The following is a 26,947-nucleotide window of genomic DNA, read 5'->3' on the forward strand; positions in this document are numbered from 1 at the left end:
CGTGATGAACCCTGCGATCACCGCCCGTATCCCGCTGGTCTGCCGCCCCAAGCCCCCCGGGCTTCCACTGGACAAGCGCATTGCAGAGCTCACCGCGCTAACCGCCGAAACACCCGGCGCGGACCACTCCAAGCGGGTGGCCCGCGCCTGTGGTGTCCTCAATTTCTCCGCGCTCATCGCCTCCGACAGCGGCATGCCCGACCTGGCAGCCGAACTGTGCTGGCGGCAGCACAAGGTCTTCGCCGAAGCCGAGAGCCTGGACCAGGACATCGCCGTGATGTCGCTGATGCCGCTGGTGAACATCGCCCGACTCCTGATCCGCGAAGGTGAAGGTAGCGCTGCCTTCGCGGTGCTACAGCAGTTGTACCGGGCCGCCGAGCAGCGCGGCGCCACCGTCATCCGCGATCACGCCGTCGACCTGTCGCCGTTGACCCGGACCGTCGCGGACCACCGCACGATCTGTACGGAGCTGTGGGTCGCCCTGCTGATCGACGGCGCCAGAGCCCTCGCGAGCGTCGGCCGTTGGACCGAGGCGGCCGAATCCATGGCCGCGCACCGCGGCGTCGGTCAGCGGCTTCTCGACGGCCGCCAGCTCACGATCATGTCGCTGATGGAACAGGGCCTCCTGCAGCAGGCCGCCACCATGATCGACTCCAGCGTTCCTACGGAGCCCTGGGAGAACGCCGTCGCCGCCATCCTGCGCGTCCACTGCCGTCCTCCGACCACGCCGACACCACAGGACGAACTGGACCATGTGGGGCGGGAAACTCTCGCGCTGATCACCGATCCCGACCCGATGACCGCAGCGTTCCGGACTCGGCTCGCCCTGACCATGCTCGACCTGACCGTCGACCGACCCACGGCATATGACTTCGACCTGCGGTCCACTGTCGTCGGCGTGGCCTGCATGGACGCCTACGCTGCTCGAGAGGTCATGGGGCACCACGGGATGCGCTCCCGCATGACGCCGCAGCAGGAACAGGCAGTCGCCGGCGTGCTCACCGCCTCGGGGTTCGGCGCCGGGTATCTCCCAGCAGCTCACCTGGATGCCCTCACTGCCGCAGTCCGTCACGGCGAGGACAGCCTGCGTGCCCTGCTTACCGAGCTACACGGAGCGGCCTGAGCCGACCTATGATCGCTAGACGACCCCGGGCTACGCGTCAACGAGATGGCTCCAGGGGCCGCGTGGACTACCGTGTGGTTATGAGTTCTTGTACGGCCCCGGTCCGGGGCCATCGAACCGCCAGCGCAGCTGCGGCTTGCCCTGCGTGCAGCGGCCGACGCTCCGGGTACTCATCGCCCCGGCCTTACTATCCGCAGCCGGATTACATGTCGCGGAGCAGTAGCGAGGGCGGCGCGAGCAGTAGAGGCGGCTCCACTAGCGGCAGAACGCGGCCGCCTTGGTCACCGAGCACCTCCTCCGTGACTTACACGCCTGCCGAGGTGCGGGCGCTGACTCCCGTTCGCCGCACCGTCGAGTTGCGCGCGCGTCTACAGCCAGACCTTCGCGATGTCTTCCTCTGCCACGCGTGGGATGACCGGCGCGGTGCTGCTAAGGAGTTGCACGACCTGCTGGATGCAGAGGGCGTGTCGGTCTGGTTCAGCGAGAAGGACATCGTGCTCGGCCAACCGTTCATGCGGGAGATCGACAGAGGCCTGGCGAGGTCGCGTACGGGTCTCGTCCTGGTCACCCCAGCGCTACTGAAACGCGTCGACCGCCGGGGCGTCTCTGACAAGGAGCTCTCGGAGCTCCTTGCACGTGACCTACTGCTCCCTGTCGTGCACGAGACGACTTACGACGAACTCCGGAAGGTTAGCCCCTTGCTTGCCTCCCGAAACGGGTTGAACACGGCGGATGATTCGATGGCAGACATTGCCAACAAGATCGCCGAGCTGGTCTCCGTTGAGGACGATCTGACCGCGCCCCTCACATCGGCGAACTAGGCGTCCGGCAGCGTGCCCGGGCGTCACTCCGCGTTGCCGGTGCCAAGCCCAGAACACGGGAGTCGGTGGAGCCTGCATGCAGGACCTAGCCGACCAGCTCGCCTGGCCCCCCTCACGGGTCCGTGAGCTGCTTGGGATGGCTGACCAACGCCCGGCACTTCGCATCGTTCCGTAGTCACGAAAGGCGAGGTAACCGACTGAGCCGTCATCCTGTCGAAGATCCAATCCGCGTTCAAAGGGGGTTTGGGATCGATAGTCCGGAAATTGTCACACCCTCCGGGTAGAAATGAAGGGTGACTTCCAGTAGCGGCAACCCCACCGAGGACGAGACCTGTGAGCGGTTCGTCCTGCCCGCTCTCGTCCGAGCCGGTTGGAATGTAGAAGTGCAGGTCAAGAGCCGGTACCGGATCAATCGCGGCCGGATCCAGCCGACCGCCCGCCGCCACCATCAGCAGCGCCCGCTGATCACCGATTACGTGCTGGAATACTCCGACGGCCTGCCGCTCGCCGTCGTCGAGGCCAAACGCTCCCGCATTGATCCCGCTGAGGGTTTCGAGCAGGCCAAACGCTACGCCGAGCTGCTGGACGTCCCGTTCGCCTACTCGACGAACGGCACCCGCACCATCGAGGTCGACTACCGGACTGGCCTGATCTCGGAGATCTCGGAGTTCCCCACGCCGGAGCAGCTCTGGGCCCGGTACCGCAATGACCGATCCCTCGCCGACGACGCTCATGCCGACTTAGCCTCCGCGCCGTTCAAACTGACCCGCAACTGGGACGGCACTCCGAAGGACCCCCGCTACTATCAGCGCAACGCGATCAACCGAGCCGTCCAGGCCATCGCCAAGGGCCAACGACGGTTACTCCTAGTGCTGGCCACCGGCACGGGCAAGACCCTGGTCTCGGCGCAGATCGTTGCGAAGCTGTGGAACGCGAACTGGCCAGAAAAGGGGCGGCGGCCCCGTGTCCTGTATCTCGCCGACCGAAACATCCTCATCGACCAGCCCAAGGACGGCTACTTCACCGAGATGTTCGGCGAGGCCGTCCACCGGCTCGGCCAGGGCCGAGTGCAGAAGAGCCGCAACATCTACTTCGCGCTGTACCAGTCGCTGTCGCAGCCCGGCGGGGCGCAGGACTTCTACACGAGGTTCGACCGGGACTTCTTCGACCTCATCATCGTCGACGAGTGCCATCGGGGCAGCGCCTCGGAGGGCTCACAGTGGCGCGAGATCCTGGAGTACTTCGAGCCCGCCGTCCAGCTGGGTCTGACGGCCACGCCGATCAGCCGTAAGGACGTCGACACTTACCACTACTTTGGCGACGCGATCTACGAGTACTCCCTCGCCCAGGGCATTCGCGACGGTTTCCTCGCCCCTTACCGGGTCCGCAACGTCCGGATCGATATCGACCTGTACGGCTGGCGGCCGGACGCAGGTCAGCTTGACATGTACGGCAGAGAAATCCCCGATGAGCTGTACGGGCCGAAGGACTTCGAGCGGCTCGTGGCGATCCTCGACCGCACCGACGAGGTAGCCCGCTACCTGACGGAATATCTGCATAAGACCGGCCGAATGCACAAGACCATCGTGTTCTGCCAGACCAACGACCACGCGATGCGCATGGTCGAGGCGCTGACCCGCGCCAACGCCGACCTGTCGCAGCGGTATGGCCACAAGTGGGTCTGCCGGATCACCGGAGACGACCACGAGGCCGGCCGAGAGCGCCTGGACGAATTTCGCGATGACCGCTCCGAGGTCCCGGTCATCGCGGTAACGTCGCGGATGCTGTCGACGGGCGTCGACATCCCGACCATCCGCAACATCGTGTTGTTCCGGGTGATCCGCTCGATGCCGGAGTTCAAGCAGACGATCGGCCGCGGCACCCGCCTGTCGCCCGAGACCGGCAAGTTCGCGTTCGACATCATCGACTTCGTGGACGCGACCCGCCTGTTCTACGACCCCAAGTTCGATGGCCCGCCGCTCCGACGGCTCCGCGACGAGGCAGACCCGGACGGCAGCTTCATCACCTTCCCCGAGGACCTCGACGACACCGAACCTGAACCGGACCTGGACGAGGTCGCCGAACCCGAGGCCGAGTACCTCGGTGCGGAAGGCGGCGAGCTGCCTCGGATGATCACCGACCCCGACGAGATCGATGACATCCGTGCCGAGGGCCGCACCTACTACATCGACGACGTCGAGGTCAGCATCGTTGGCACGGCCGTCTTCGTCACCGAGACCGATGGCACCGGCCTGCGACTGCGGCTGGTTCGGCTGGAGCAGTTCATCAAGGACAGACTCCACGAGCTCGACCTGTCCCCGAACCAGCTGCTCGCCCAATGGGCGCACAGCCGGAGCCGCGCGGAGCTACGCAAGCGGCTGGAGTCCTCAGGAATCAGCTCCGCCGACCTCGGCGAGCTGACGGGTCGCCCCGACGCCGACGCCATCGACCTCCTGATCTATCTCGGCTGGGGCCTCCCCGTGCTCTCGCGCTCGGAACGAGCACTCCGCTTCAAAGTCCAGCACCGCGAGTTCCTGGAGTCGTTCGCCCCCGAGGCCCGCGCGATCCTCGAACGCCTGCTGGAGCAGTACTCCTCCCACAACGAGAAGGAACTCGAGCTGGACTCCGACTCCATGAAGACACCCCCCTATCGTGGCTTCGGCACCGTCGTCGAGATCGCCGAGCGTTTCGGAGACCGCGCCGGGGCCGGGCTCCGCGTCGCCGTGGACCAGCTAAGAACCCGTTTGTACGAGGCATCCTGATTTCTCTCCAGGACAAAAGTAGCGATACCTCTATCACGCACAAAACTAAAAACGACTATAAGTTTCACCTGCGCTAACCTTCCATGTATGAGGCAGCGGGAGAAAGAACCCCGGACCCGGCTCTGGCGCCGGGCCGCCCGTCAGCGCGGCTTCTTCACGGCGGCCCAGGCGCTGCTCGACGGCTACTCCTACCAGTCGCAGCACTTCCACGTCCGCCGGGGCAACTGGACGCGCATCGACCGGGGCCTGTACCGCTTCCGCGAGTACGCCGACCTCCCGTCGAGCGACCTGGACCATCTGATCCGCTGGTCCCTGTGGAGCCTGGACCGCGCGGTCTTCTCCCACGAGACAGCCCTGAGCGTCCACGGCCTCGCGCCGGTCGACCCGGCCGTCGTCCACATGACGGTTCCGCCCGGATTCCGCCAGCGGGACCCCGCCGTGCTCACCCACCGCGCAGACCTGTCCCCCGCCGACGTCGAGCACCGCAACGGCTTCCGCGTGACGACTCTCGCCCGCACCCTCATCGATCTGAACATCCCGCCGACGAACAAGGATCTCTGACGACCATGGCCCCACCCGCGAAGAAGCAGGACACGACCTCCCGCGCCCGTCTGTCGGCCGTCATCAAGTCGGCCCGCGACATCATGCGCAAGGACGCGGGCCTAAACGGCGACCTGGACCGCCTGCCCCTACTGTCCTGGCTGCTGTTCCTGCGCTCCTTCGACGCGCTGGAGGCCGAACGCGAGGTGTTCGGCGAAGACCCGATCATCAAACCGGAGTACCAGTGGCGGGCCTGGGCCGACGATGAGACGTTCACCGGCGCGGACCTGCTGGCGTTCGTCAACGTCAAGCTTCTGCCGGAACTCGCGAGCATGCGCAGTGACGTGCCTGGCGACCCGCGCAACGTCCTCGGCCAAGTGTTCTCCGGCGTCCAGAACCGGATGCTGTCGGGCTACCTGTTCCGCGACCTGGTCAACCAGATCCGCGGCATCGACTTCAACAGCAGCGACGACATCCACACGATGGCGTTCCTGTACGAGGACCTACTGAAGCAGATGCGCGACGCCGCGGGCGACTCCGGCGAGTTTTACACCCCGCGCCCCGTCATCCGCTTCATGGTCGAGCAGACCTTCCTCAAAATCGGCGAGTCGATCATGGACCCGGCGTGCGGCACCGGCGGCTTCCTCGTCGAGGCCTACACCGAATTGTTCCCGCAAGCCACCGGCAAGGTCCTCCAGCAGCAGCTGTTCAACAACATCCGCGGCATCGAGAAGAAGCCCCTGCCGTTCCTGCTCTGCATGATGAACCTGACCTTGCACGGCATCCCCTCCCCGAAGGTTCTCCACGCCAACTCCCTCCGCGTGATGATCGACGAGAAGGGTCCCGGCTCCCAGGTCGACGTCATCCTCACCAACCCGCCCTTCGGCGGCGAAGAGGAGGACTCGATCGCCAAGAGCTTCCCGTCCGGCTACCAGACCCGCGAAACCGCCTGGCTCTTCCTCCAGGCCGTCATCAAGAAACTGAAGCCCGGCGGCCGCTGTGCCATCGTCCTTCCCAACGGTGCCCTCTTCGGCGAGGGCATCGGCGCCAAGATCCGCAAACAGCTCCTCGAGGAGTGCGACCTCCACACCATCGTCCGCCTCCCTCAAGGCGTCTTCGCCCCATACACCCAGATCCCCGCCAACCTCCTCTTCTTCGACAAGACCGGCCCCACCAAGGAAACCTGGTTCTACGAGATCACTCCCCCCGAAGGCCGCAAGGGCTACGCCAAAACCAAGCCCATGCGCTATGAGGAGTTCGAAGCCTGCATCGAGTGGTGGGGCGGCTTGGATCGCTCTGGCCGGGACTCAACGGATCGCGCGTGGCTCGTTCCCGCCTCCGACATCATCAGCCAGGGTTACAACCTCGACCTCGCTAACCCGACCGAGGAAGATGATCTGTCCCATCGCCCGCCCGCCGAGCTCATTGGCGATCTGATCTTCACCGAGAACGAGATCCTCACACTCCTCTCCTCGCTCGCGAAGGACCTGGAGGGATGAGCGTGACCACCTACTCGGAAGTCGCTCTCGGCACGTTCCTACGGCAAGAGGCAGACACCGTGGCCATCAACCCGGACGCGACTTACACGACGGCGGGCATCTACAGCTACGGGCGCGGGCTCTTCAAGCGCCCGCCCATCACCGGCTCCGAGACCAATTACACCAAATACAACAGAATCCGGGAGGGGCAGTTCATCTACAGCAAGCTCTTCGGCTGGGAAGGCGCGCTCGCCACCGTGCCGGAAGAGTTCGACGGCCTGTACGTCTCCCACGAATTCCCGACCTTCCACATCGACAACACCATCGCCGACCCTGGTTACGTCGCCCACCTGGCCACTTGGCCTGGCCTCCATGACAAACTCCGTGACCAGGGCACCGGTATGGGCTCCCGACGTCAACGAGTCAACGTCGACCGCCTCATCAGCGCCACCGTCCCTCTGCCGGACCTGGACGAGCAGCGCCGCGTCGCCGCCCGCCTCGACGCCGCCACGGCGAAGCTTGGTGAGTTTGCCAAGCTTCGCTCTCGCGCGGAAGCTCTCCGCGTCGCAATTCGCGAGTCCGTGTTCCACGAAGAGCAAGGCAATGCGCCGACTCGGCTGGGGAACGTGCTAAGCCTCGAGCGGATCCTTGTGACACTTGAACCAGACGCGCAGTACTCGCAGATTGGAATCCGTTCATTCGGCAAGGGCATATTCCATCGCCCGCCAGTTCCCGGCAGCGAGCTCAGCAAGCTCAAGTACTTCGAGATCCATCCGGACCGTCTGGTAGTAAGCAACATCATGGCTTGGGAGGGCGCAATTGCTATCTCCGGCATCAACGAGTCAGGCTTCATCGGGTCGCACCGCTTTCTGACCTACCGCCCGTCGGATGCAGTTGATATCCGATACCTAAATTACTTCTTTCAGACTCGCGCGGGCCGCGACCTGATCCGGAGCACATCCACGGGAACGGTACTTCGGAACCAGACCCTCTCGATGAAGGACTTCGAGTCTCTCTCGGTTGCTCTTCCCAGCAAGAGGCGGCAGGAGGAAATCGCCCGGATGCTGGACCGGCTTGAGGACACGCAGAACCGTTCGGACCAGCAGGCGGACCTGGGCGTTACTCTAACCAAATCGCTGCTGAATGCGGCGTTCAGCGGGCGGTTGTGAGCGGGGGCGGGGCTTGCCCGGCCTCGCCCGGATCGTTCGTCAGGGCCGGTGAGCGCGGATCGCGGCAAAGAGCGTATGGGAGTCGGTGTCCGTGACATTCAGGGGTCCCTCGCCGGGTTTCCTGGAATCACGGATCAGGATGTGGTGCCGGAGGGAAGCGAGCTCGACGCATTCGGCACCGGAACCGCTGTAGCTGCTCTTTCGCCACGCCAGGTCCGCGACCTCGCGAGTCACTCGTATTCCTTCCGTTTAAGCTTTATCCAAGTAACGGGCTTGAGCTGAGGGAGGAACTCGCTGAACGGGAGTGCGCGTGAATACGTCGGCGGAGCTTCGCCGATGGGCTCCCGGCGTGTGGGCTTGGTACGAGCATGCGACGGGCACCTGGTGGGTCTGCCGTGACCGCCCGACCGGCTCGTCGAGGCCGGCGACCGGATGGGCTCGTGCGAGCCGTCCCCGCCGGTTGGACCGGCACCGGTGCGATGGTCACGGGATCCTGGCCCACGAAGTCTCGGTGACGATGACGTGGTCGAGTAGGCGGAGCCCGACCGTGGTAGCGGCGTCGCGGAGGCGGGCGGTCACCCGGACGTCTGCCTCGCTCGGTTCCGTCCGGCCGCTCGGATGGTTGTGCGCCACCGCAAAACGGGTGCCGCCCAGCGCGAGGACCAGGCTTAGGACGTCACGGACCGGGATCGGGGTGCGATCCGCCGCACCGTCGGTGAGCGTGGCCGTCTTCAGGATCCGGCCGCTGGCGTCGCAGACGACCACGACCGCCCTCTCGTGCCGGAGACCCCGCAGCAGCGGTGCGGCGGCGACCGCTATGTCCTCGGTGGCCGTAATCCGGCAGAGTCGCGGCGGCCGAGCCGCGCGCCGCGCCAGCTCGAACACCGCTGTCAGCCGGGCCGCCCTGGCCGGACCGATCCCCGCCGACCGCTGGAGCGCGCCCGGATCGGCCGCCGCCACCGCGGCAAGCCCGCCATGGTCGACGAGCAGCCGGGACGCCAGCTCGATAACGTCCACGCCGGGACGGCCCTCACCCAGCACCAGCGCCAGCAGCTCCCGGTCGGCGAGCGCACGCGGGCCGTGCTCGAGCAGCCGTTCCCTGGGCCGGTCGGCCTGGGGTAGATCAGTGACGCGCATCGGACGAACCTCCCGCCACCAGGAGACCATCCGGCACCGACAGAACGCGGCCGTCCCGAACACCGCCGCCCGGACCTCAGTCGTCGGTGTCCTCGTCCACGACCTCGACCTCGTTCGCGAGCCGCAGGCTCTCCTCGTCGAGCTCCGCTGGCGCGGCCTCCGTCGCCAGGCCGCGCTGGATAAGATCCCTCGCCCACTCCAGCAGGGTCTCCGACCGGGCGGCGATGAACGCCTTGTAGTCGCCGCGCATGGCCGCGTCGAAAGCGGGTGCGGAGACAAGGCACGTGTCGAGCCGCTCGCGGATCGTCCGTTCGTCACTGAAGTCGATTTCGGCCTTCAGATAGGCGGACGGCGGCAGGTCGGAGAACTTCTGGTTGCTGATCGCGGTTAGCATGACGATGTTCGCGAGGACGTTGGCTTGCTCGAAGCTGAGGGCGCTGCGCAGGAGGGCCGCTTTGGGAAAGAAGTGGTGGAACTGCAGGTAGTTGTCCCCGGCCAAGGTCTTCCCCACGTCGATGGCCGCCCCAGTGATCAGGTCGACGGGGCCCCGTGCCGCGAGCATGAGCGCGAACGTCTTCTGCGGCGCGGTGCCCCGATCGTACTTGCCCGCCCACAGCCGCGTGCTGGGTGGCGGGACGTCCACCTCGATGCCCTTGGTCTCGCCCTTCGCGAACGCCGTCACCGCTGCGAGGTCCGCCGCCATCTTTCGGGGATTCCAGCCGTCGTAGTAGCCGCCGAGGATCGTCCGCCAGAACCAACTGCGGAGCTGGGCGAACTGCTTGCCGTTCGGCCTCGGGATCTGCCGGAAGATCTCGATGACGACGGCGAGCTGGTTGGCGTGGGGAAGCGCGGCGGCCGTCGGAGTGCCGATCTCGGTGGTGAGGAAGTCCACGGCCTTCTTCGCGGCCTCCTCGGTCTCCTCGATGGCGGCCAGGAGATGCTCATGGCCCACGGACGGCAGCTGCTCCATGTCGGACTTGGCGAACCCGAGCCCGGCCGCCGCCGAGATCGCGCGGAGTAGCAGCATCTGGTCGATCAAGCCGTAGTTCTTGGCCGCGAGCACGTCGCGGACGCCGTCGATGGCGTCGAGGAGATCGAAGTCGCTGCGCCAGGTCACCGCGCGGATGACCTGGACCGCCGTCAGTGGTGTGCCGCGTGTGTTGACCCGTTCGAAAATCCGGCCGACCTCAGTGATCGAGGCCGTCTTCAGCGTCACGACCGAGGTCTCGTAGTTCGCGAAGTTGTCGAACAACTGCCCCGCCGCCTCCTCGAACTCCTCAGGAAGCCGTTTCGAAGCCCACTTGGCGTACTGGTAGGGCTGGGCGAGCAGCCTCAGCGGAATCTGGTGCGCGGGCGGCTCGTCGAAGTCCTTCCGGTGTGCGAAACGCTCTTCCTCGAAGTCGTAGACCAGGTTCCAGAGGCTCTTCGGATCGCCCTTCGGCTCCCAGTACAGCGCCCCACAGATGGTCGACAGACGCTGGCAGCCGTCGAGCAGGTAGGCAGTGCGTTCACGGTTCGGCGCCTGGTCGATCTCGATGCCCGCGATGTCGTGGTCGCTCGCCATCCGCAACTCGCTGTCCCACAGCAACAGGCTCCCGATCGGATAGTTCCGTGAGATCGAGTCGAGGAGATCGAGGACCTGGAGGCCCTTCCACACGAACTGCCGCTGGAACTTCGGAAGCCTGATCTCCCCCGCTCTGACCCGCGACGCGAGCTCGGTGATCTTCTCTAACTGGGGGCGGTGAGCGCGCTCATGGGGGATCGGCGACATACCCCAAGATTTTCACGAACGCCCCGCCGCTGTCACCCGAAGCACCGGCGGAGTGACCTGTCCGGCTTTATCGGGACCGTCGGGTGAAGCGCACCGGGTCTGATAGAGGCTCTGGTGTGCCCCGGGTTCCGCTGATCGTGAGGTGCGACTACTCGAATCCGCTCCAAGACGAGCAAAGGCCCAAGAACCCCACGGTGGCCGAAGATGTCTGCCTGATCACGTTCATCTGACGTGAGGACACTGGAGCGACAGCAGCCTGCCGACCGCTCTCGACAGTTTGCAGCGCTGACACCAACGGCTATAGCCCGTCGCGACGTCTCCATCCGAAGGTGTCAATGGCCAGGTGCGTGTCGCCGCTGGTGGCCAGGAAAAAGTCCCCACCTCTTCGTAGTTGACTACTTCTTGGTGAGTCGTCCTGAGCCTCGGGTGCGGGCTTGTCGCATGCGGAAGGACTCGCCCTCGGTGACCACGACGATGCTGTGGTGTAAGAGCCGGTCCAGCAGGCTGACAGCGGTGGTGTGCTCAGGCAGAAAACGCCCCCATTGGTCGAAGGGCCAGTGCGAGCCGATCCCGAGCGCGCGGCGCTCATAGGCGGCGGCGACGAACCGGAACAGCAACTGGGTGCCGGTGTCATCCAGCGGGGCGAACCCCACCTCGTCGATGATGATCAGGTCGGCGCGTAGCAGGTTCTCGATCACGCGGCCGACGGAGTTGTCGGCCAGGCCCCGATAGAGCGTCTCGACCAGCTCGGCGGCGGTGAAGTAGCGAACCTTGTGCCCGGTCTGGACGGCGGCGACACCGAACGCGATGAGGATGTGGGACTTGCCGGTGCCGGCCGGGCCCAGGACGCAGTAGTTCTCCGCCGCCCGAACCCACTCCAGTGAGGCCAGGTAGTCGAACGTCGCCCGGGGGATCGAGGAGGCGGTGACGTCGAACTCCTCGATCGTCTTGATGACCGGGAACGCAGCGGTCTTCATCCGCATGCGGGCGTTGGAGGCGTCGCGGGCGGCCAGTTCGGCGTCGATGAGGGTGCGCAGGAACTCCTCGGGATTCCATCGCTGGGTGCGGGCGGTCAGCAGCAGCTCCGGTGCCAGAGCCCGGATCGTCGACAACTTCAGACGGCGCAGCCCGCCGTCGAGGTCGGCGGCCAGCGGGGAACGGCGGGCGCGGTCATGACACCTGCCCGATCTGGTTGAGCTTGTCGAGGGTGTAAGCCGACAGCGGCCGGGTCGCCACCTGCGGCAGCTCCAGAACGAGGGCCTCTCCGGCCGGACAGGGCTGCGCGGTTCCGGCTCCAGCGGCCAGGATCGAGCGCACGTCCTCGGCCCGCCAGCGGCGAAAACAGATCGCGCGCTCCAGCGCCGACAGCAGGGCCGCCTCGCCGTGCGCGGCCCGTAGTGAGGCCAACTCCTCCAGGTCGGCGGCCAGCCGGGTGTTGCCCGAGGCGGCCGAGGCGGCCAAGAACGCCTCGGCGACCGGGCCAAGGGCAAGGAAGGTCTTTTCCGCCTCGGTTCTGGGCCGGGCAGCGCGCCGGGGCGCGGGCCGGGGACCGCCGTAGTGCTCATCGATGACGGCCGCCTCACCGGGGGCGACCGGGGCGTGCTCGGCGACGAGCTGGCCGGTGGCCAGGTCACAGATCACCAGCCGCCCATCGGTCTCGGCGATGGTGACGGCGGCGCCGATCAGGTGGGCCGGCACCGAGTAGCGGGCTGAGCCGAACCGCACGCAAGAAAGCTTGTCGACCTTGCGCATGGCCGATGCCTTGCCGATCACGGGCCGCAGCGACGGCAGCGCGCTCAGCAGATCACGCTCGATGACCAGCCGCTCAACCGGGATCGCGCAGATCTCCGAGTGCGTCACCGTGTTGACCTCGGCGCACCACTGCCGCGCCGCGACGTTGGCCACCATCAGATCATCGAACGGGGCGTGCGGGGTGACCAGGTCACGCTTGGCATAGCCGACCAGGTTCTCCACGATCCCCTTCGATTCGGGATCGGCGGCCTCGCACCAGTCGGGGCGAAAGGCGTAGTGGGTGGCCAAGCGGATGTAGTCGGCGGTCGGGATGACCTTGTTGGCGACCACGCCGCCCTTCAGACAGCCCATCCGATCGGCCAGCACCACCTTGGGCACCCCACCGAGTTCTTCGAAGCATTCGGCCAGCATGGCCAGCGTCGTGGCCGAGCGCTGATTGTCGGCGAAACGCACGAACCGGATCCTGGACCAGGCCAGCACCGCGCAGAACACATGCAGCCCGCCGCCGGCATCTCCCCAGTCGATGACCAGCATCTCGCCCGGTGTCCAGATCGCCGGGCACCGCCCGCGATGGTGATCACGTCGCCAGGCCCTCTTGGCTGAGGCGACCAGACGCCGGAAGTTACGCGCCGATCCGGCGTATCCGGCGGCCTGGGCCAGCGGCAGCAGCCGCTTGGCCGAGATCTTCCCCGCGGTGGCCTGCACCTTCTCGGTCACCAACTCGGTGACCGCGTCGAAGTTGTGCTCACGGGGCTTGCGGCAGGTCGGCTTGTTGTTGGTCAGGGAGCGCTCGATGATGCGTCTGACGGTCTTGTAGGTGGTGCCGCATATCTGCGCGGCCCCGCGATAGGTGCCTACCTCACGGTAGGCGGCGATGATGTCCATGACTTCCCCCGAAGACTTCATGGCCGAACAGACCCCCTGAGCGGTGATCTCGTGACTGGCTGACACCGTCACGATCACCGCTCAGGGCACATACCTCCCGACGACACGCGAACGAGAAGCGGGGACCTGAACCGGCCACCAGTGGCGACCACGAACTGGCCACCTACGGGGACTTTTACATGGCCACGGACAGAAGGGCACAACCTATTCCAGGCTGTATCTGCTCGGCTCCGTGCGGGGCGGCAGTAGGTCATGGGCGCGTGAGTTCAGGGGATTAAGCCTGCCCGTCGCAGGGTTAAGGCTGTAAACAAATGCTTTGGCCTTGTCCGCAAACTCTGCTGCCGGTCGGCTGAGCCCGCCGTTGGTGATCACGATCAGCCTCTTCGGCAGGTCTTCGCCGGCCGCTGCGGCCAGGCCGTTCAGCCGCTGGATCTCGGACGTCGACAGGTCCTTGGTCCGGCCGCTCCAATCGACGTGATAGGTGTCGGAGTGAATCGGGCTGTCCGGGCCGCCTTCGCGGATGTCTCCGAAGCCGAAGGTCGTGAGCTGTTCCAGAACGGCGTCCATGTGTTCCCTTGCGCCTGCCGACCGTAGGGCCGGCAGGGTGAGGAACAGAGATTCCTCTACGTCGGACCACGTCTCGGCCGATGCTCGCGGGGGCCTGGACGTCTCCCAGGGAGCGCCGCTCTCGACCCACGCCTTCGGCCCGTCGCAGATCAGGTCGGCGATTCGACTTACGGGGACGTCGGCACGCGGCATGCCCGGCGTCGGGAGTTTCGTGCGCCCCAGGGAACCGCCGAGATCGACACGCGTCCAGGCTCCACGCTCCGGGTGGTGCATGTCGACCAGCCAGCCGACGCTGGCCTTGATGGAGATCCGAACGAAGATGTCGGAGAGCCTGGCCTCGACGTAGGCTCCTTCGCGTCTATCTGCGATGTGGAGCTTGGGCTCGTAGCGCGGTCCGTAGGCGAAGTATCGGTTGCCGGCTGCGACCCGTTGGACGTGTACTTCTCGTTCGGCCAGGAGGTCGGCGAGCTCGGTCATGTCCGACGGTTCGCTCTCGTGCCAGCGCCAAGGTGACGTGACCGGCACTCCGGCGAGGTGGCCAGTCGCGTGGGCGTGGACGGCGTCGACGAGTACCTCGCCGGATGTGTCCAGCGGCCAGACGGAGGGCTCACTGCCCAGCACCGGATCGACGATCAGCCATACGAACGCGTGGCCGAGCCTTGACGGGCTCAGCATGACCCCTCGGTCTCCTGGCAGTTTGACCATCAGATACAGCTGGGATCCGGTGGAGTTGACGTGGACTCGGTCGCTCAGCTCGAGGTGGCGTTCGTGCAGCAACCGCTCCAGTCTCTGGAAGTGCAGGTGCGTGCTGACGGCGGCGACCATGTCACCAGGAGGGAAGGACAAGGAAAGAACGCTCCTCTGAAGTGGCCGGGCGATAGACAATGCATTAGCTGCGGAAAGTGTAGAGCGGGCCAACTTTCTTGATCAACCCCCACAGTCGACCTCGACCTGTTCAGAAGCCGATCCGTGACCAAGCACGCAAAATGAGTTCAGCTCTCGGTGTCCACCGGCCATTGATGCGCCCTGGTTACTCGCCCCCAGCAGCTCGGGAACTTTGGCTTAGGACGCACGTCAAGAATATGCAATCGTGTTTGAGTAAAACCCGACGGGGTGGCTGAGACTGCTCGGCGGTTGCTCATTGGTGCGTGATACGGGGCGACATTGCGCACTACCAGCGGGGACTTTGACAGTGGCAAATCCGGGCGGTCTAATAGAAACGGATAGCCTGCGGCATTGGCGGACACTAAGTCCACATAATTTTAATCCGTAGGTTCAGGATTCGAATCCCTGACACCTCACCACCTCACATACCAGATCGCTTTTATTCAAATCGGAACTGCTACCTGGCGTCACCTCCTCCATTGAGGAGGAGGATCTCTAGCTTGTCGGTGACGTATCCACATGAATGATTGCCGTTGCTTCGGACATACGAATCCTCTAGTCGCAAGCGGAGTTCAGTTGCACGCGCCCATGCTCCGCGGAATCTAAAATGATCTCGGCGTCAATCCTGGGTCGCGATAAATGCTTTATCGCGACCCAGAGCCTTGATCGTTTCAAGTTGAGAGGACGCCCGATGACCGAGCTGGACGACTGGAAGGCGGCTTGACCACCCCGTTACCGATGTCCTTCATTACGTCGCCTCAGGCCTCGCTCGTGCCAGTCGGATGGGGGCCGTCCAGCGGCGACACGACACTCTTCGAATTAACCACCTCGACGCTCTTCGCCTTGATGGCGTGGGCCCGCTCCTTCTCCACCTCGGCGATGATCTCCTCGGCCTCACGCTGTTCCAGTCCCCATCGGCTCATCAGCGGGCGTCGGCCGACCCGCTGATTGCCCTCACTGAGGCTCTCGATGTAGGTGAGCCGCGCCGCCTCGTACCGGTCGGTGGGCAGCAGCGGCACCACTCGTTCCACCTCAACGAGAGTCTCAACGGGCTGGCACACGTGGTCCTTGGCCAGCGTCTCGGTGGACGGTTGCCGGGTGTTCCGGACGATCCACATGAGCAGTTCGTACGCACCCGCGAAGGCCAGCGGTGCCAGAGCGCTGACCAGCCGCGACCCGAGCCCGCCGGACCAGCCGTGCGCCACGTTCGCCGCCAGCGTCACCGCCCCGCCCAATGCGAGCGCCACCCATGCCAGCACCGGAACACGTAGCCGACGACGCGAGCAGTAGACCATCACCAGCGACGCCATGACGATCACACCGTCGGACATCGCCGGATACAGAATGGCCATGTCGTGCCGCTCACCCAGAGCGATCGCCAGACCGTAGAAGTGGTGGTACGAGACGTAGGCGGCCGCGCCGGCGACCGCCAGCAGGACAGCCACCGCAAAGCCCAGGATGATCCGGTCCCCGTGCTGATCGCGCTGAGTGCGCTCGACCCAAGCCCCTTCGACCGGAATCACCTCCCCGGCGATTTCTGGTGTCGAAGGGCGGCGCACGGCCTGGCTTCCGGGTTGATCAGGTTGCTGGGATACAGGAAGGGGTTCGGTGCGGCGATCACCGAGCTCCTGCCCCCTTACCACCGCTGCCCTGAGCGCAGTTGAGATCGTCTGCTGAGGATCCTGAATTGGCGGTTGCTGGGCTTTCCCGGCATGGGCGTGTGCCGCGAGGTAGGACCCGATCTCGTTGAGGTGGGTGTGGGCACCGCCCCCTCTCCGCGCGCCTATTCCGGGCATGAGAGGTCCAGCCACGGAGCGTCGGTGCTGCTCAGGAGATGGGCGAACGGTTCAAGTCCCCCCTCGGACACCAACCCAAATCCCAATGGGATTTGCCAGACGGTGCGGGATCGAGGTTCACCTCGGCCCGCACTTTCTTGTTTCCGGGATCGAATTCTGCGCGTAGGCCGATGCTTCGACAGACGTCGCTCTTCTGCTCCGCGGTTCCCTGCTCCTTACCTCATTGCTGCTGGTAGGAAGGAAGGGACGTCTGCGTCAACGGCGTACGCGAGGAGCTGAGGAGCTGAGGAGCATGATGTCCGGGCCGCATCCCAGCTCGCCGTTCACCGCCGCGTTGCAGCTGCGCCAGGACGTGGCCGTCATCGGCGTGGCGGGGGAACTGGACTTCCGTTTCGCGCCGGTGCTACGCGAGCGGTTGTTCCAGGTGAGGGAGCTGCCGGAGGCGCCGGCGGCGCTGATCGTAGATCTGGCCGGGGTCCTTTTCTGTGACTCGGTGGGGCTGAGCGTGCTGATCGCGGCGTTGCGCCACAGCCAGGCCACGGGCACCCGGCTGATGCTCAGCGGCGTGCACGGCGCCGTGGAGCGGGTGTTGTCCCTCACCGGCCTGGACACCGCCTTCGAGATCCATCCCGACCTGGATGAGGCGTTGCGGGCAGCCGGCCATCACCCCGATGACCCGATGGCCCGGTGATCCGTTAGCGCGGGTCCGGCCCTGCCGATTCAGGCGCCGCCTCTCACAGGTGCAGCCGCTCGTGGCCGTCGCCGTGCCATTCCACCAGCACCACTGTGGCGTCGTCCTGGAGGTGACCGTCGTGGTAGTCCAGCACACCGCGCACCAGACGACGCAGCGTCTCGGGTGCCGGCAGGCCGTCGGCGGTGCGGCGGATGATGAAATCGACGAACCGGCTCAATCCGAACTCCTGGCCGGCGGCGTTGCGGGCCTCGGTGATGCCGTCGCTGTAGAACACCACTCGATCCCCGGGCTGCAGCTGCTCCTGGCACATCGTGACCTCCAGGCCCAGGCCCAGGCCCATCGGGTGGGCCGGCCGGCATTCCAAGGTGGCGACCCAGCGGCCGCCGCGGATCACCACCGGCGGGTGGTGGCCGCGGTTGACCCACGACACCACCCCGGTGCGAAGATCCAGATCGGCCAGGATCGCGGTGACGAAACGGGTGGCCTGACCGAACTCGGTGATCAGGATCTGCTCGATGGCCTCGCTGTTCGCGGCCAGGTCGGCACCCTGGCGGCGGTTGTTGCGGCAGGCGGCCACCGCCAGGTTGGCGCTCAGCCCGGCCGAGACGTCGTGGCCCATCGCGTCGAAGATCCCCAGATGCGCGACATCGCCGGCCAGCGCGTAGTCGAAGGCGTCCCCGCCGACCTGGTAGGCCGGCTCCAGCGCCGCGGCGATGGTCACCCGGTGGTCGGCGAAGGTCAGCGGCGGCATCAGCGTCCACTGCATCTCCGCGGCCACGTGCATCGGCCGGGTGCGGACCAGCCGGGCGTAGGAGTCACTGCAGGGGCGCTTGTCAACCAGCAACAATGCCACCAGCGATGCCAGGTCCCGCATGTTGTCCTGGATCTGCGCGTCAGCACCGGCCTCGACGCCGATGCGCAGCACTCCCAGGCGTTCGGTGCCGTCCAGCAGCGGCACCCACCACCGCCGCGCACCGTCACCGGCGCTCTCGCCGGGCCCCTCGTCGGCCGCGGCACCACCGTCGGTGCCGGTGCCGGCCAGGATTCGCACCTCCTGGAAGGCCCGCCCGGCCAAGGTCGCGTCGACGCGCAACTCGGCGATCTCCGTGCTCGCGCCCTTCCCGCCGCTTTGACCCTCACCGGTCAACAGGCGCAGCACGGTGTGCTGCAGATCCGCCAGGTAGATCAGCACCTCGGTCAGGCCCGCGGACGCGGCGTGCTCGCCGACCAGGTTCGGAACCTGCTCCAAAGCCGCCAGATGACTGGCCCGCAACAGCCCTACCAGCATCCGCTCAGGGCCGGGGGAGGCCGTCACCTCCGTGCTACCGCCGACATGTGCTCACCCACCTTCGCCGACCTTTCATCCCTTCGTCCCCTACGACACGATTATTCGCTTTGCCGCAGAATTACCGTGGAGCAGCCCTCCTTAAAGGCGCGTTCGGATACGGCCGCCCCACCCCGTTTCGCTGCCTTTCGGGCGTTACCAGCCGGCCTACGGGCGGGCGGGAGTGCCTACGGTGTCTCGCCGGTCCCATCACGGATCGGGGCGTGCTCCATCTGCCGCAGGGCGTGCACCGCCTCTCTCAGGCTCTCTGCGACCTCGAAGTGATCCGTCAGGCGGGTCAGGTCGAAAAGGCGCCGGGGACGGCTGCCTGGAGCGAGGATCACGATCAGGTGTCCCCCGCGCTCGCCGACCCGGTCCCGGATCTCCAGCAGCAGGCCCAGCCCTGTCGAGGCCATGAAGGTCAGCTGGGTGAGATCCACGATCAGCCTGAGCTCATGGCAGACGCCCACCACCTCATCGAGGATGGCGCGCACACGGGGGGCGGTGAAGGCGTCCAGCTCACCCAGAAGGCGAAGAACCCGCAGCGACTCCAGCCGCCAGGTCCGCACCTCCAGCAGCACGTCAGAATCATCGGTCATCGGCCGTGGCAGCGGGGATGGGAGAATCTGGTCGGCAGACATCAGGCGTTCACCTTCGCGGGCATGACGGGAAGGCGGCCGCGTCTCTGGACCGGCACCTATTTTACCCGCCCCGAGCGGCGTGACCATTCCTTGGGGCGTGCAAGGCTGGCAGGGTTGCCGAGGGCACTTCGCACGCGTCATTCGGACGCCTCGTCGCCGGTGGCCGTTGGGCCGTAGCCCCGGAAACCCGCAGGCCCGCCATGTCGTCGTCATTCACCTCCGCCTCCGACCCGGCATGGTCGGACGGACTGCTGTCGCGGCTGGTGTCGACCGACACCTTCGAGGGATTCCTGCACGAGCTGGCCGTGGCGACCGTGGCCGCGCTGCCCGAGGGCAGCATGTGCGGGATCACCGTCGTGCGCGATGAGCGCGCCGTGACGATCGCCAGCAGTGACGATCTCACCCTGGCCGTCGATCAGATCCAGTACCGCACCGGCGAGGGCCCCTGCCTGGACACCCTGGCCGACGGGCAGACCAACCACATCGCCGACACCTCCGCCGAGCCGCGCTGGCGCTCCTTTTGCACCGAGGCCTTCGCCCACGGCGTGCGCAGCTGCCTGTCGCTGCCACTGAACGGCCCCAGTGGCCAGGTGGGCGGCTACAACCTCTACAACACCCACCTGGGCGCCTTCGGCGACGACGTCCAGGCGCGGATGCGGCTGTTCGCCGGCACCGCCGCCGGCGCCGTCGCCCTGGGTCTGCGCCTGGCCGACCAGTCCAAGCTGAACGAGGATTTGCGCGCCACGCTGGCCTCACGCAGCGTCATCGACCAGGCGATCGGCATCGTGATGGCCCAGCAGCGCTGCCCGGCCGCAGACGCCTTCGCGATCCTCAGCCGCGCCTCACAGAACCGCAACCTCAAGGTCCGCGACCTGGCCGCCGAGATCGTCGCCACCGTCGGCGGCCAGGCCCCCGGCCCCGGCACCTTCGACCTCCCCGAATAGATCACCGCGTTCTGACGGCCACGGCGAGCGGCGCCGGCGGTTTCACCCCTGTTGGGCGCACCTTTTCCGCTCACTGGGTGACGACGCTTTGTTCCCGCGCTTCGTGGCCCTTCGTCGCCGGTGGTGTGGGGATGGAGGCCAGGGGTAGGCGAATCGCGAACGGGAACCGTCCGCTTCAGGCGGGAGCGAAGAAGGGAGCGAGGTATGTCCACGGCACGAGAGATCATGACTCCGGACGCCGAGTGCGCGCGCGCCGAGGAGACGGTGTTGGAGGCGGCCGAGAAGATGGCCCGGCTGGATGTCGGCTCGCTGCCGATCTGCGGCTCCGACGACCGGCTGCAGGGCATGCTCACCGACCGTGACATCGTGGTGAAGGTGCTGGCCGCGGGCAGGGAGCCCAAGGCGTGCCAGGTCGGCGAGCTGGCCCAGGGCAAGCCCGTCACCATCGGCGCCGACGACGACGCCCGGGAGATCCTGCGCACGATGGCCTCGCACAAGGTACGGCGCCTGCCGGTCATCGACGGTCACACCCTGGTGGGGATGGTGGCGCTGGCCGATGTGGCCCGTGCCCTGCCCGACGCACCGGTCGGCGACCTCCTCGACGCGCTGACCAGCGACTGAACAGCGCCCTGACGGGGATGAGAGCGGCTCCACCCCAGGTGGGTGAGCCGCTCTTCCTCGTCGGGAGGCGATGTCGGCGGAGGTGATGTCACGATCGTGTGGGGCCGGGGTTCGATCCCGGCCACCCGACGATCCCGATCACCTCGTACGAGCCGCCGGTGGGAACGTCTGTACGGAAGTCGCCGGCCGTGTTCAGTTCTCTTCCAGTGTCCCCGCATGGATTTTTCGCGCTGGGCGGGTAAGGCAGTTCGGACAGGGGGAGAGCCGGAGAAAAGAGGGAGTCATGGCTGATCAGACGGTGCCCGAACTGATGGGCGAAGACGACGTGGTGGATCTGCTGCTGGCCCAGCACGCGTTGATCCGCGACCTGTTCGACGAGGTGGAGAAGGCCTCGGCGAGCGAGCGGCCGGAGGCGTTCCAGCGCCTGGTGCGGCTGCTGGCGGTGCACGAGACGGCCGAGGAGGAGATCGTCCACCCGTACGCGCGCCACAAGATCGACGGTGGCGACGCGGTGGTGGACGACCGCCTGGCCGAGGAGAACGAGGCCAAGCAGCTGCTCATGGAGATGGACAAGGCCGGCGCCGACGATCCGCGGTTCGCGGAGAACCTGGCGGTGCTGCGGGGGGCGGTGACGGCTCACGCCCGCAGTGAGGAGCGCTACGAGTTCACCCAGCTGCGCGCCCAGACGAGCGCGGCCGAGCGCCGGGCCATGGCCGTGGGGGTGAAGGCGGCCGAGGCGATGGCGCCGACCCACCCGCATCCGGGGGTGGAGTCGGCGACCAAGAACCTGCTGGTGGGAACGCCGGTGGCGATGATGGACCGGGCCCGTGACGTGATCCGCCAGGCCATGGGCAAGAGCGGCTGAGCGAGCCGTCGGCCCGGCGCGCGTGCGGTTCGCGTTTCCCGGCCCGGGAACGCGGGCCGCACACGTCGGGCGAGGTTCCATCCGCTGCCCGGGTGCCGGGACCTCTTCCGGGGCCCGGCACCCGGGCAGCGGGATTCACCGGTCGGCGCGCAGCGCCTCCACAGGGTGCGGGCCCTCGGTCTCCAGCCGGTACTCCCGGCCGGACTTGCCACGGTTCTCGTCGATGACGATCTCGCTGGGCGGCTTCTCACCACCCATGATCGCCTCCTGGTACTTCTCGAACCGCTCGTGCATGTCCTGGACGTAGCCGGTGCCGATCGTGGTGAAGTCGATCTGCGTGGCCAGCAGCTCGCGTAGGTAGGCCTTGTTCGGCTCGAAGGTCACCGGCGCGGGCAGCGCGGGCGCGAGGACTTCCTGCGGGTCGCGGGTGTCATGGCGCTTGAACAGCTCCGCGGCGATGCGCAGATGCTCCAGCTCCATGTTCAGGTGCAGCTCCCAGATCGCCTTGATCTTCGGGTCGGACTCGGTCTCCATGAACGAGTGGTACAGGTAGCACTCGTTGTACTCATGGTGGAGCAGCATCTCCCACCACGTCTCGCCCGGGTCCACCAGCGATTCGTAGTGGGTGACGTGTTCTTCCTCGATCAGCCCGATCTCCTGGTAGAGCCGGCGGGCGATCGGCTCCATGTAGGTGGGGCCGACGTTCATGTAGAAGTTCATGGTCTGCTGCTCGGCCGCCATGATCGTCAGCGCGTGCAGCTTGGAGATCGGCGCGGTGGCGCTCTTGTCGTACGGCTCGCGCAGGTTGTCGACCGGGTGGCGGTGATGCAGGTAGGTGGGCCGGCCCGGCATCACCTCGGTCAGGTTGTCGACGATCTTCTCGGCCCTGCGGTGCTCGATCATCTCGTACAGATTGGCGTAGCGGTACAGGTGGTCGAAGTCCTCCAGGACCCCGAACTGGTAGGCCTGCTTGAGGTAGGGGTCGGGCTCCATCCGCGCCACCCACGCGGTCAGGTCGACGGCGACCTGCTCGTAGGCGATCGTGGTCTCCAGCACCGACGCCAGGCCGGGCAGTAGCCAGTTGACCACCTTCTGCTGCTGGGCCTCGATGAAGCGCACCTGGGCGAGCTGCTGCTTGACGGCCGGGTCCGGGCAGTGCCGGGCGAACTGGTGGCTGAACATGATGGCCTCGACCTCGATGCCGTTCAGCGCGATGATCCGGCACCGGGTGTAGGGGTCGCCGTGGTCGGGATCGATCGGGGTGACGTTCAGCTCACTCCAGTTGCGCAGCTGCCGATCGAGCGGGATGCCCCGCTCCTGTAATGGATTGAAGGTCATGCCGTCCCTTCCTGAAAAGTAGTCAGGAGTGTGAGCAAAGGCCGTTACCCCCTTCCGCGTCCCCTAATCCGGCGGCGGTCTCACGCTGGGCGTCGGCGCCGGCTCCCACACGCGCGCGGCGTCTCGTGGTTCACGCCGGGGTCCTTGGTCACCGACGCGTACGTAGCCCTCGGCCGGAGCGACACGGCTCAACGGCGTCGGCCCGGGACTCGGGCGAGACCTTCGACGTCCCCGATGGGAACACCTTTCCCGCGGACTCTCACGATCCGATGATCAGGATGTGTACGATCACGGGGAACGTCTCTACGGGCATCGTTCCCTCCTGAAGGCCTCCAGCGATCTCCGTGCCTCCTCCAGGAGAGGCGAAAGGGTACGGCGGCACACAAGCGCCCGGGGCAGCCTTCGCAGGGCACCGCCCAGCCCTCGCCACCCGGCCGGGCCGCCGCGGGCGGCGGTGAACACGACCCGCGTCACCACCGGCCACGGCCGGCGCAGGACGGCGTTGAGCACCGCGTTACGGACGGCGAGGGCCTGTCGCCCTCGTGAGTCGCGGGAGGCCGAGGGATGGTGGTGGGCGATGACGTCCCGGACATAGGCCAGTCCCCAGCCGGCCGTGGCCAGGTCCGACGCGAGCCGCTCCTCCTCTCCGGCGAAGAAGATGATGTCGTCGAAACCGCCGGCGGCCAGGTACGCCTTCCGGCGCACCACGACTCCGCACGCCAGGAACCCGAGAATCACCGGGCCGGGGAGATCCGGTTCGGCGGCGAGAGGGGATTCGGCCATGTCCGCGCATATCGGATCCAGGTGCTTCTCCGGGCCCACCAGCACGCGCGCTGCCAGCACCGCCAGGCGCGGGTGTGCGTCGAGCACGCCGGCGGCGCGTTCGAGCGCCCCGGTCTCCCACCAGGAGTCGTCGTCGGCGAAGGCGACGTAAGGCGTCCGTGCGAGCCACACGCCCAGGTTGCGGGCCGGCGCGCCGAGGTTGCGTCCCAGCTCGACGACCTGGATGTGCGGGAACCGTCGCCGGACGAAGGCCGGGGTGCCGTCCGTGGAACCGTTGTCGAGCAGGATGACCGGGCATTCGTGGTGCGGCAGCGAGCGTTCCAGGTCATGGCGGCGGTCGCGGGTGGCCACCACCACCGTGACGCGAGGGAACGGATTCACAAGCCGGCGTCCGCGCTTTCACGGTGGCTCTGAAGTTCTCCGGCGAACCAGTCGATGGTACGGCGGAGCCCGCTGACCACGTCCACCCGAGGCCGCCAGCCGAGCCGTTCGGCGGCCTGGGAGGTGTCGGGACACCGGACGGCGGGATCGTCCACGGGCCGGTCGACGAAGCGGACGGGCGAGCCGGAGCCTGCCAGATCGCGGATCTTGCCGGCGAGGCCGAGCATGGTGAACTCCGCGGGATTGCCGATGTTGACGGGTCCCTCCAGCCCGCTGCGAGCCATGACGAGGATTCCCTCGACGGTGTCGTCGACGTAGCAGATGGAGCGGGTCTGGCTGCCGTCGCCGGTCACGGTGATCGGCTCACCGCGCAACGCCTGACGGATGAAGGTGGGAATGGCCCGGCCGTCGTGCGGCCGCATCCTCGGCCCGTAGGTGTTGAATATCCGCACGATCGCGGTGTCGACCCGGTGGGAGTTGCGGTAGGCCGTGGTCAGCGACTCGGCGAAGCGCTTGGCCTCGTCGTACACGCTGCGCGGCCCCACGGGGTTGACGTTGCCCCAGTAGGTCTCCCGCTGCGGATGCTCCAGGGGGTCGCCGTACACCTCGCTCGTGGAGGCCAGGAGGAACCGGGCGCCCTTCTCCTTGGCCAGGCCGAGGGCGTGCAGCGTGCCGAGGCTGCCCACCTTGAGCGTCTCGATCGGGTACCGGAGATAGTCCGAGGGCGAGGCCGCGGAAGCGAGGTGCAGCACCAGGCCCACCTCTCCGGGAACGTGCACGAAACCCATGAGGTCACACTCGATCAACCGGAAGGAGGGCCATTCGATCAGGTGCTCCACGTTCCGGGGCGAGCCGGTCAGGAAGTTGTCCATGCAGATCACCTCCATCCCCGCCGAAAGCAGACGTTCGCAGAGATGGGACCCGAGAAATCCGGCACCGCCGGTCACCACCACCCGTCGCGCGCTCATCTCACGCTCGCCTCCAGCAGATCGCCCGCGGCGTCGAGGACTTCCCCCACGCCGATCTCCAACAGGCCCGGGTCGGGCCGGCACCCGTGGGGGTCGCCGCTGCGCCCGGCCCACAGGGCGACGTGCGGCCCCGCCGGCGGCCCCCACAGGGCCGGTGCGACAGGACCGAACAGCACCACGGAGGGGGTGGCGAACGCGGTCGCCAGGTGGGCCACGCCGGTGTCGCCACAGATGATCAGCCGCGCGGATCCGACGAGGGTGGCCAGCGCTCCGACGTCCGTACGACCGGCCAGGACGGATCCGTCCGGCATCCCGGCGAGCGCCGCCACCTTCCGGCCGAGGGCCCGCTCGGCCGTGCTCCCGGTGATCAGTATCTGGCATCCGGTACGACTCAGCGCGGCGGCCACCTGGGCGAATCGTTCCGGCGGCCAGCGTCTGGCCGGGCTGGCCGCACCCGGATGGACGATCACGTGACCGGTCGTTTTCGAGGGCGGCGCGGGAAGAGCCAGGTCGGTGGGATCGGCCGCGATGCCGTACCACTCCAGGAACGCACACCATCGGACCGTCTCGTGGACGTCACACCGCCACGGCGGCCCCTGCGCGTCAGGGAAGCCGGGATGCGCGTGGGTGAGCAGCCGCCGCGGGCGGGTGCGGCGCAGCGCGGCGACGCTCTGCGGGCCGCGGCCGTGCAGGTTGACCGCGATGTCGGGGCGGTCGACGGGCACCGGCCCGGTTCCGGACACGTCGAGGAGCTCGTCGACGGCGTCGATCAGCGGCACCAGGCCCGCCAGGAGGGCCGGCGCGGCCAGCACGATCCGGTGTGCGGGGTGGGAGCGCCGCAGTGCCCGCAGGGCGGGCACCGCGGCGAGCACGTCGCCGAGTCCGAGCCCGCGGAGCGCGATCAAAACCGGTGCCGTCGTGACCGCTCCGGCGCATCCGGCACCGTGACGTTCTTCCGGCGTCCTTCCGTCCGCGGTTCCCGGATCTACGGCCATGACGTCTCCGTCGCGGGACAGACGACGAGTTCCCGGATCTCGCAGCCGGCGGGCTGGCCGAGGGCGAACAGCACGGTGGCGGCCACGTCCTCGGGCTGGTTGAGCCGGGCGTCGGGGCCGGGCCGGTACCGCTCGTCCCGATCGGCGAAGAAGTTCGTGTGCATGCCGCCGGGCACCAGCAGCGTCACCCCCACCTGTCCGGCGAGCTCGGCGGCCAGTGCCCGGGTGAACCCGACGACGCCGAACTTGGCCGCGCAGTAGGCGGTCGCGTCACTCACCGCGCGCAGACCCAGGGTGGACGCGCAGGTGACCACCCGGCCTCCGGAGCGCCGCAGGTACGGCAGGGCCGCCCGGACGATCGAGGCGGTGCCGAGCAGGTTGACCCGGATCACCCGTTCCCAGTCCGGGGCCGGGACGTCGGACAGGGCCCCGCAGGCGTCGATGCCCGCCGCGGTGACGACGCCGTCGAGCCCGCCGGCCTGTTCGGCGAGCTCGCGCACGGCCCGCTCCGCCTGTTCGCGGTCCGAGACGTCGGCCACGACGTGGTCGACGCCCGCCTCGGGCGCGGTGACGTCGACCACGAGGGGCCTGCCACCCGCCTTGGCGACCGCGACCACGACCGCCCGCCCCAGGCCGGACGCGCCACCGGTGATCAGAATGTTCCCCATCATGTGCCTCTCCTCGGTCGCGAAGTTCCCTTTGTGAAG

At 67.1% G+C, this 26,947-nt stretch carries 24 protein-coding genes; 10 read left to right on the forward strand and 14 right to left on the reverse strand.

What is annotated here, in order from left to right:
- Nucleotides 1-4 precede the first annotated feature (4 nt).
- The 6 genes from ACVCAG_RS26005 (at nucleotide 5) to ACVCAG_RS26030 (ending at nucleotide 7,893) form a co-directional block, all read left to right on the forward strand.
- Nucleotides 5-1,123 carry a hypothetical protein gene (locus ACVCAG_RS26005; RefSeq protein ID WP_447190449.1) on the forward strand — a complete coding sequence of 373 codons (1,119 nt, stop codon included), beginning with the start codon at nucleotides 5-7 and terminating at the stop codon, nucleotides 1,121-1,123.
- A gap of 206 nt (nucleotides 1,124-1,329) precedes the next feature.
- Nucleotides 1,330-1,944 carry a toll/interleukin-1 receptor domain-containing protein gene (locus ACVCAG_RS26010; protein ID WP_447190450.1) on the forward strand — a complete coding sequence of 205 codons (615 nt, stop codon included), beginning with the start codon at nucleotides 1,330-1,332 and terminating at the stop codon, nucleotides 1,942-1,944.
- Between the two features lie 293 nt (nucleotides 1,945-2,237).
- Nucleotides 2,238-4,706 carry an EcoAI/FtnUII family type I restriction enzme subunit R gene (gene hsdR, locus ACVCAG_RS26015; RefSeq protein WP_447190451.1) on the forward strand — a complete coding sequence of 823 codons (2,469 nt, stop codon included), beginning with the start codon at nucleotides 2,238-2,240 and terminating at the stop codon, nucleotides 4,704-4,706.
- A gap of 87 nt (nucleotides 4,707-4,793) precedes the next feature.
- A complete protein-coding gene (locus ACVCAG_RS26020) occupies nucleotides 4,794-5,267 on the forward strand; it encodes a type IV toxin-antitoxin system AbiEi family antitoxin domain-containing protein (RefSeq protein ID WP_447190452.1) in 474 nt (157 codons plus the stop codon).
- Between the two features lie 5 nt (nucleotides 5,268-5,272).
- The gene (locus ACVCAG_RS26025; RefSeq protein ID WP_447190453.1) at nucleotides 5,273-6,745 is read left to right on the forward strand and encodes an HsdM family class I SAM-dependent methyltransferase; all 1,473 of its coding nucleotides are present in this window, start codon (nucleotides 5,273-5,275) and stop codon (nucleotides 6,743-6,745) included.
- Nucleotides 6,742-7,893, forward strand: coding sequence for a restriction endonuclease subunit S (locus ACVCAG_RS26030; RefSeq protein ID WP_447190454.1), 1,152 nt, complete (start codon nucleotides 6,742-6,744; stop codon nucleotides 7,891-7,893). The genes ACVCAG_RS26025 and ACVCAG_RS26030 overlap by 4 nt, the downstream gene beginning before the upstream one ends.
- Before the next feature lie 39 nt (nucleotides 7,894-7,932).
- Here ACVCAG_RS26030 and ACVCAG_RS26035 read toward each other — a convergent pair whose 3' ends face one another.
- The 7 genes from ACVCAG_RS26035 to ACVCAG_RS26065 all read right to left on the reverse strand — a co-directional run bounded on the left by ACVCAG_RS26035 (nucleotide 7,933) and on the right by ACVCAG_RS26065 (nucleotide 16,413).
- Entirely contained in the window at nucleotides 7,933-8,127 is a 195-nt protein-coding gene (locus ACVCAG_RS26035; protein ID WP_447190455.1) for a DUF397 domain-containing protein, read from the reverse strand.
- 249 nt (nucleotides 8,128-8,376) lie between these two features.
- Nucleotides 8,377-9,030: a JAB domain-containing protein gene (locus ACVCAG_RS26040; protein WP_447190456.1), complete on the reverse strand. Its 654-nt coding sequence runs from the start codon at nucleotides 9,028-9,030 to the stop codon at nucleotides 8,377-8,379.
- Between the two features lie 76 nt (nucleotides 9,031-9,106).
- Nucleotides 9,107-10,801 carry a GmrSD restriction endonuclease domain-containing protein gene (locus ACVCAG_RS26045; RefSeq protein WP_447190457.1) on the reverse strand — a complete coding sequence of 565 codons (1,695 nt, stop codon included), beginning with the start codon at nucleotides 10,799-10,801 and terminating at the stop codon, nucleotides 9,107-9,109.
- 395 nt (nucleotides 10,802-11,196) lie between these two features.
- Nucleotides 11,197-11,952: an IS21-like element helper ATPase IstB gene (gene istB, locus ACVCAG_RS26050; RefSeq protein ID WP_447190468.1), complete on the reverse strand. Its 756-nt coding sequence runs from the start codon at nucleotides 11,950-11,952 to the stop codon at nucleotides 11,197-11,199.
- 19 nt (nucleotides 11,953-11,971) lie between these two features.
- Nucleotides 11,972-13,459 carry an IS21 family transposase gene (gene istA, locus ACVCAG_RS26055; RefSeq protein WP_447190458.1) on the reverse strand — a complete coding sequence of 496 codons (1,488 nt, stop codon included), beginning with the start codon at nucleotides 13,457-13,459 and terminating at the stop codon, nucleotides 11,972-11,974.
- Between the two features lie 183 nt (nucleotides 13,460-13,642).
- Nucleotides 13,643-14,830: a hypothetical protein gene (locus ACVCAG_RS26060; RefSeq protein WP_447190459.1), complete on the reverse strand. Its 1,188-nt coding sequence runs from the start codon at nucleotides 14,828-14,830 to the stop codon at nucleotides 13,643-13,645.
- An 818-nt stretch (nucleotides 14,831-15,648) separates the two neighbouring features.
- Nucleotides 15,649-16,413 carry a DUF2637 domain-containing protein gene (locus ACVCAG_RS26065; RefSeq protein ID WP_447190460.1) on the reverse strand — a complete coding sequence of 255 codons (765 nt, stop codon included), beginning with the start codon at nucleotides 16,411-16,413 and terminating at the stop codon, nucleotides 15,649-15,651.
- A 565-nt stretch (nucleotides 16,414-16,978) separates the two neighbouring features.
- On the opposite strand from ACVCAG_RS26065, the gene ACVCAG_RS26070 reads away from it, so the two are divergent.
- Nucleotides 16,979-17,377, forward strand: coding sequence for an anti-sigma factor antagonist (locus ACVCAG_RS26070; RefSeq protein ID WP_440086808.1), 399 nt, complete (start codon nucleotides 16,979-16,981; stop codon nucleotides 17,375-17,377).
- Nucleotides 17,378-17,420: 43 nt separating this feature from the next.
- Here the strand turns inward: ACVCAG_RS26070 and ACVCAG_RS26075 are convergent, their stop codons facing one another.
- Both ACVCAG_RS26075 and ACVCAG_RS26080 read right to left on the reverse strand, forming a co-directional pair.
- Nucleotides 17,421-18,668, reverse strand: a complete 1,248-nt coding sequence (locus ACVCAG_RS26075) for a SpoIIE family protein phosphatase (RefSeq protein WP_440086810.1) — start codon at nucleotides 18,666-18,668, stop codon at nucleotides 17,421-17,423.
- 224 nt (nucleotides 18,669-18,892) lie between these two features.
- Nucleotides 18,893-19,303, reverse strand: a complete 411-nt coding sequence (locus ACVCAG_RS26080) for an anti-sigma factor antagonist (RefSeq protein ID WP_440086811.1) — start codon at nucleotides 19,301-19,303, stop codon at nucleotides 18,893-18,895.
- Between the two features lie 242 nt (nucleotides 19,304-19,545).
- Between ACVCAG_RS26080 and ACVCAG_RS26085 the strand changes: the two genes are divergently transcribed.
- The 3 genes from ACVCAG_RS26085 to ACVCAG_RS26095 all read left to right on the forward strand — a co-directional run bounded on the left by ACVCAG_RS26085 (nucleotide 19,546) and on the right by ACVCAG_RS26095 (nucleotide 21,775).
- On the forward strand, nucleotides 19,546-20,289 hold the full coding sequence (locus ACVCAG_RS26085) for an ANTAR domain-containing protein (protein WP_440086812.1): 744 nt from the start codon (nucleotides 19,546-19,548) through the stop codon (nucleotides 20,287-20,289).
- Between the two features lie 204 nt (nucleotides 20,290-20,493).
- Nucleotides 20,494-20,910, forward strand: coding sequence for a CBS domain-containing protein (locus ACVCAG_RS26090; RefSeq protein WP_447190461.1), 417 nt, complete (start codon nucleotides 20,494-20,496; stop codon nucleotides 20,908-20,910).
- A gap of 283 nt (nucleotides 20,911-21,193) precedes the next feature.
- Entirely contained in the window at nucleotides 21,194-21,775 is a 582-nt protein-coding gene (locus ACVCAG_RS26095) for a hemerythrin domain-containing protein (RefSeq protein WP_440086815.1), read from the forward strand.
- A gap of 135 nt (nucleotides 21,776-21,910) precedes the next feature.
- Here the strand turns inward: ACVCAG_RS26095 and ACVCAG_RS26100 are convergent, their stop codons facing one another.
- From ACVCAG_RS26100 to ACVCAG_RS26120, 5 genes are all read right to left on the reverse strand, one after another.
- Nucleotides 21,911-23,113: a hypothetical protein gene (locus ACVCAG_RS26100; RefSeq protein ID WP_440086816.1), complete on the reverse strand. Its 1,203-nt coding sequence runs from the start codon at nucleotides 23,111-23,113 to the stop codon at nucleotides 21,911-21,913.
- Nucleotides 23,114-23,416: 303 nt separating this feature from the next.
- Nucleotides 23,417-24,277 (reverse strand): glycosyltransferase, encoded by an 861-nt coding sequence (locus tag ACVCAG_RS26105; RefSeq protein WP_440086817.1) that lies wholly within the window; start codon nucleotides 24,275-24,277, stop codon nucleotides 23,417-23,419.
- Nucleotides 24,274-25,245: an NAD-dependent epimerase/dehydratase family protein gene (locus ACVCAG_RS26110; protein WP_440086818.1), complete on the reverse strand. Its 972-nt coding sequence runs from the start codon at nucleotides 25,243-25,245 to the stop codon at nucleotides 24,274-24,276. The genes ACVCAG_RS26105 and ACVCAG_RS26110 overlap by 4 nt, the downstream gene beginning before the upstream one ends.
- Complete coding sequence (locus ACVCAG_RS26115) at nucleotides 25,242-26,240, reverse strand: glycosyltransferase family 9 protein (protein ID WP_447190462.1); 999 nt, start codon at nucleotides 26,238-26,240, stop codon at nucleotides 25,242-25,244. Before ACVCAG_RS26115 ends, ACVCAG_RS26110 begins: the two co-directional genes overlap by 4 nt.
- The gene (locus ACVCAG_RS26120; protein ID WP_440086820.1) at nucleotides 26,231-26,911 is read right to left on the reverse strand and encodes an SDR family NAD(P)-dependent oxidoreductase; all 681 of its coding nucleotides are present in this window, start codon (nucleotides 26,909-26,911) and stop codon (nucleotides 26,231-26,233) included. Before ACVCAG_RS26120 ends, ACVCAG_RS26115 begins: the two co-directional genes overlap by 10 nt.
- Between the last annotated feature and the right edge of the window lie 36 nt (nucleotides 26,912-26,947).

Source organism: Streptosporangium sp. G12, assembly GCF_052983175.1.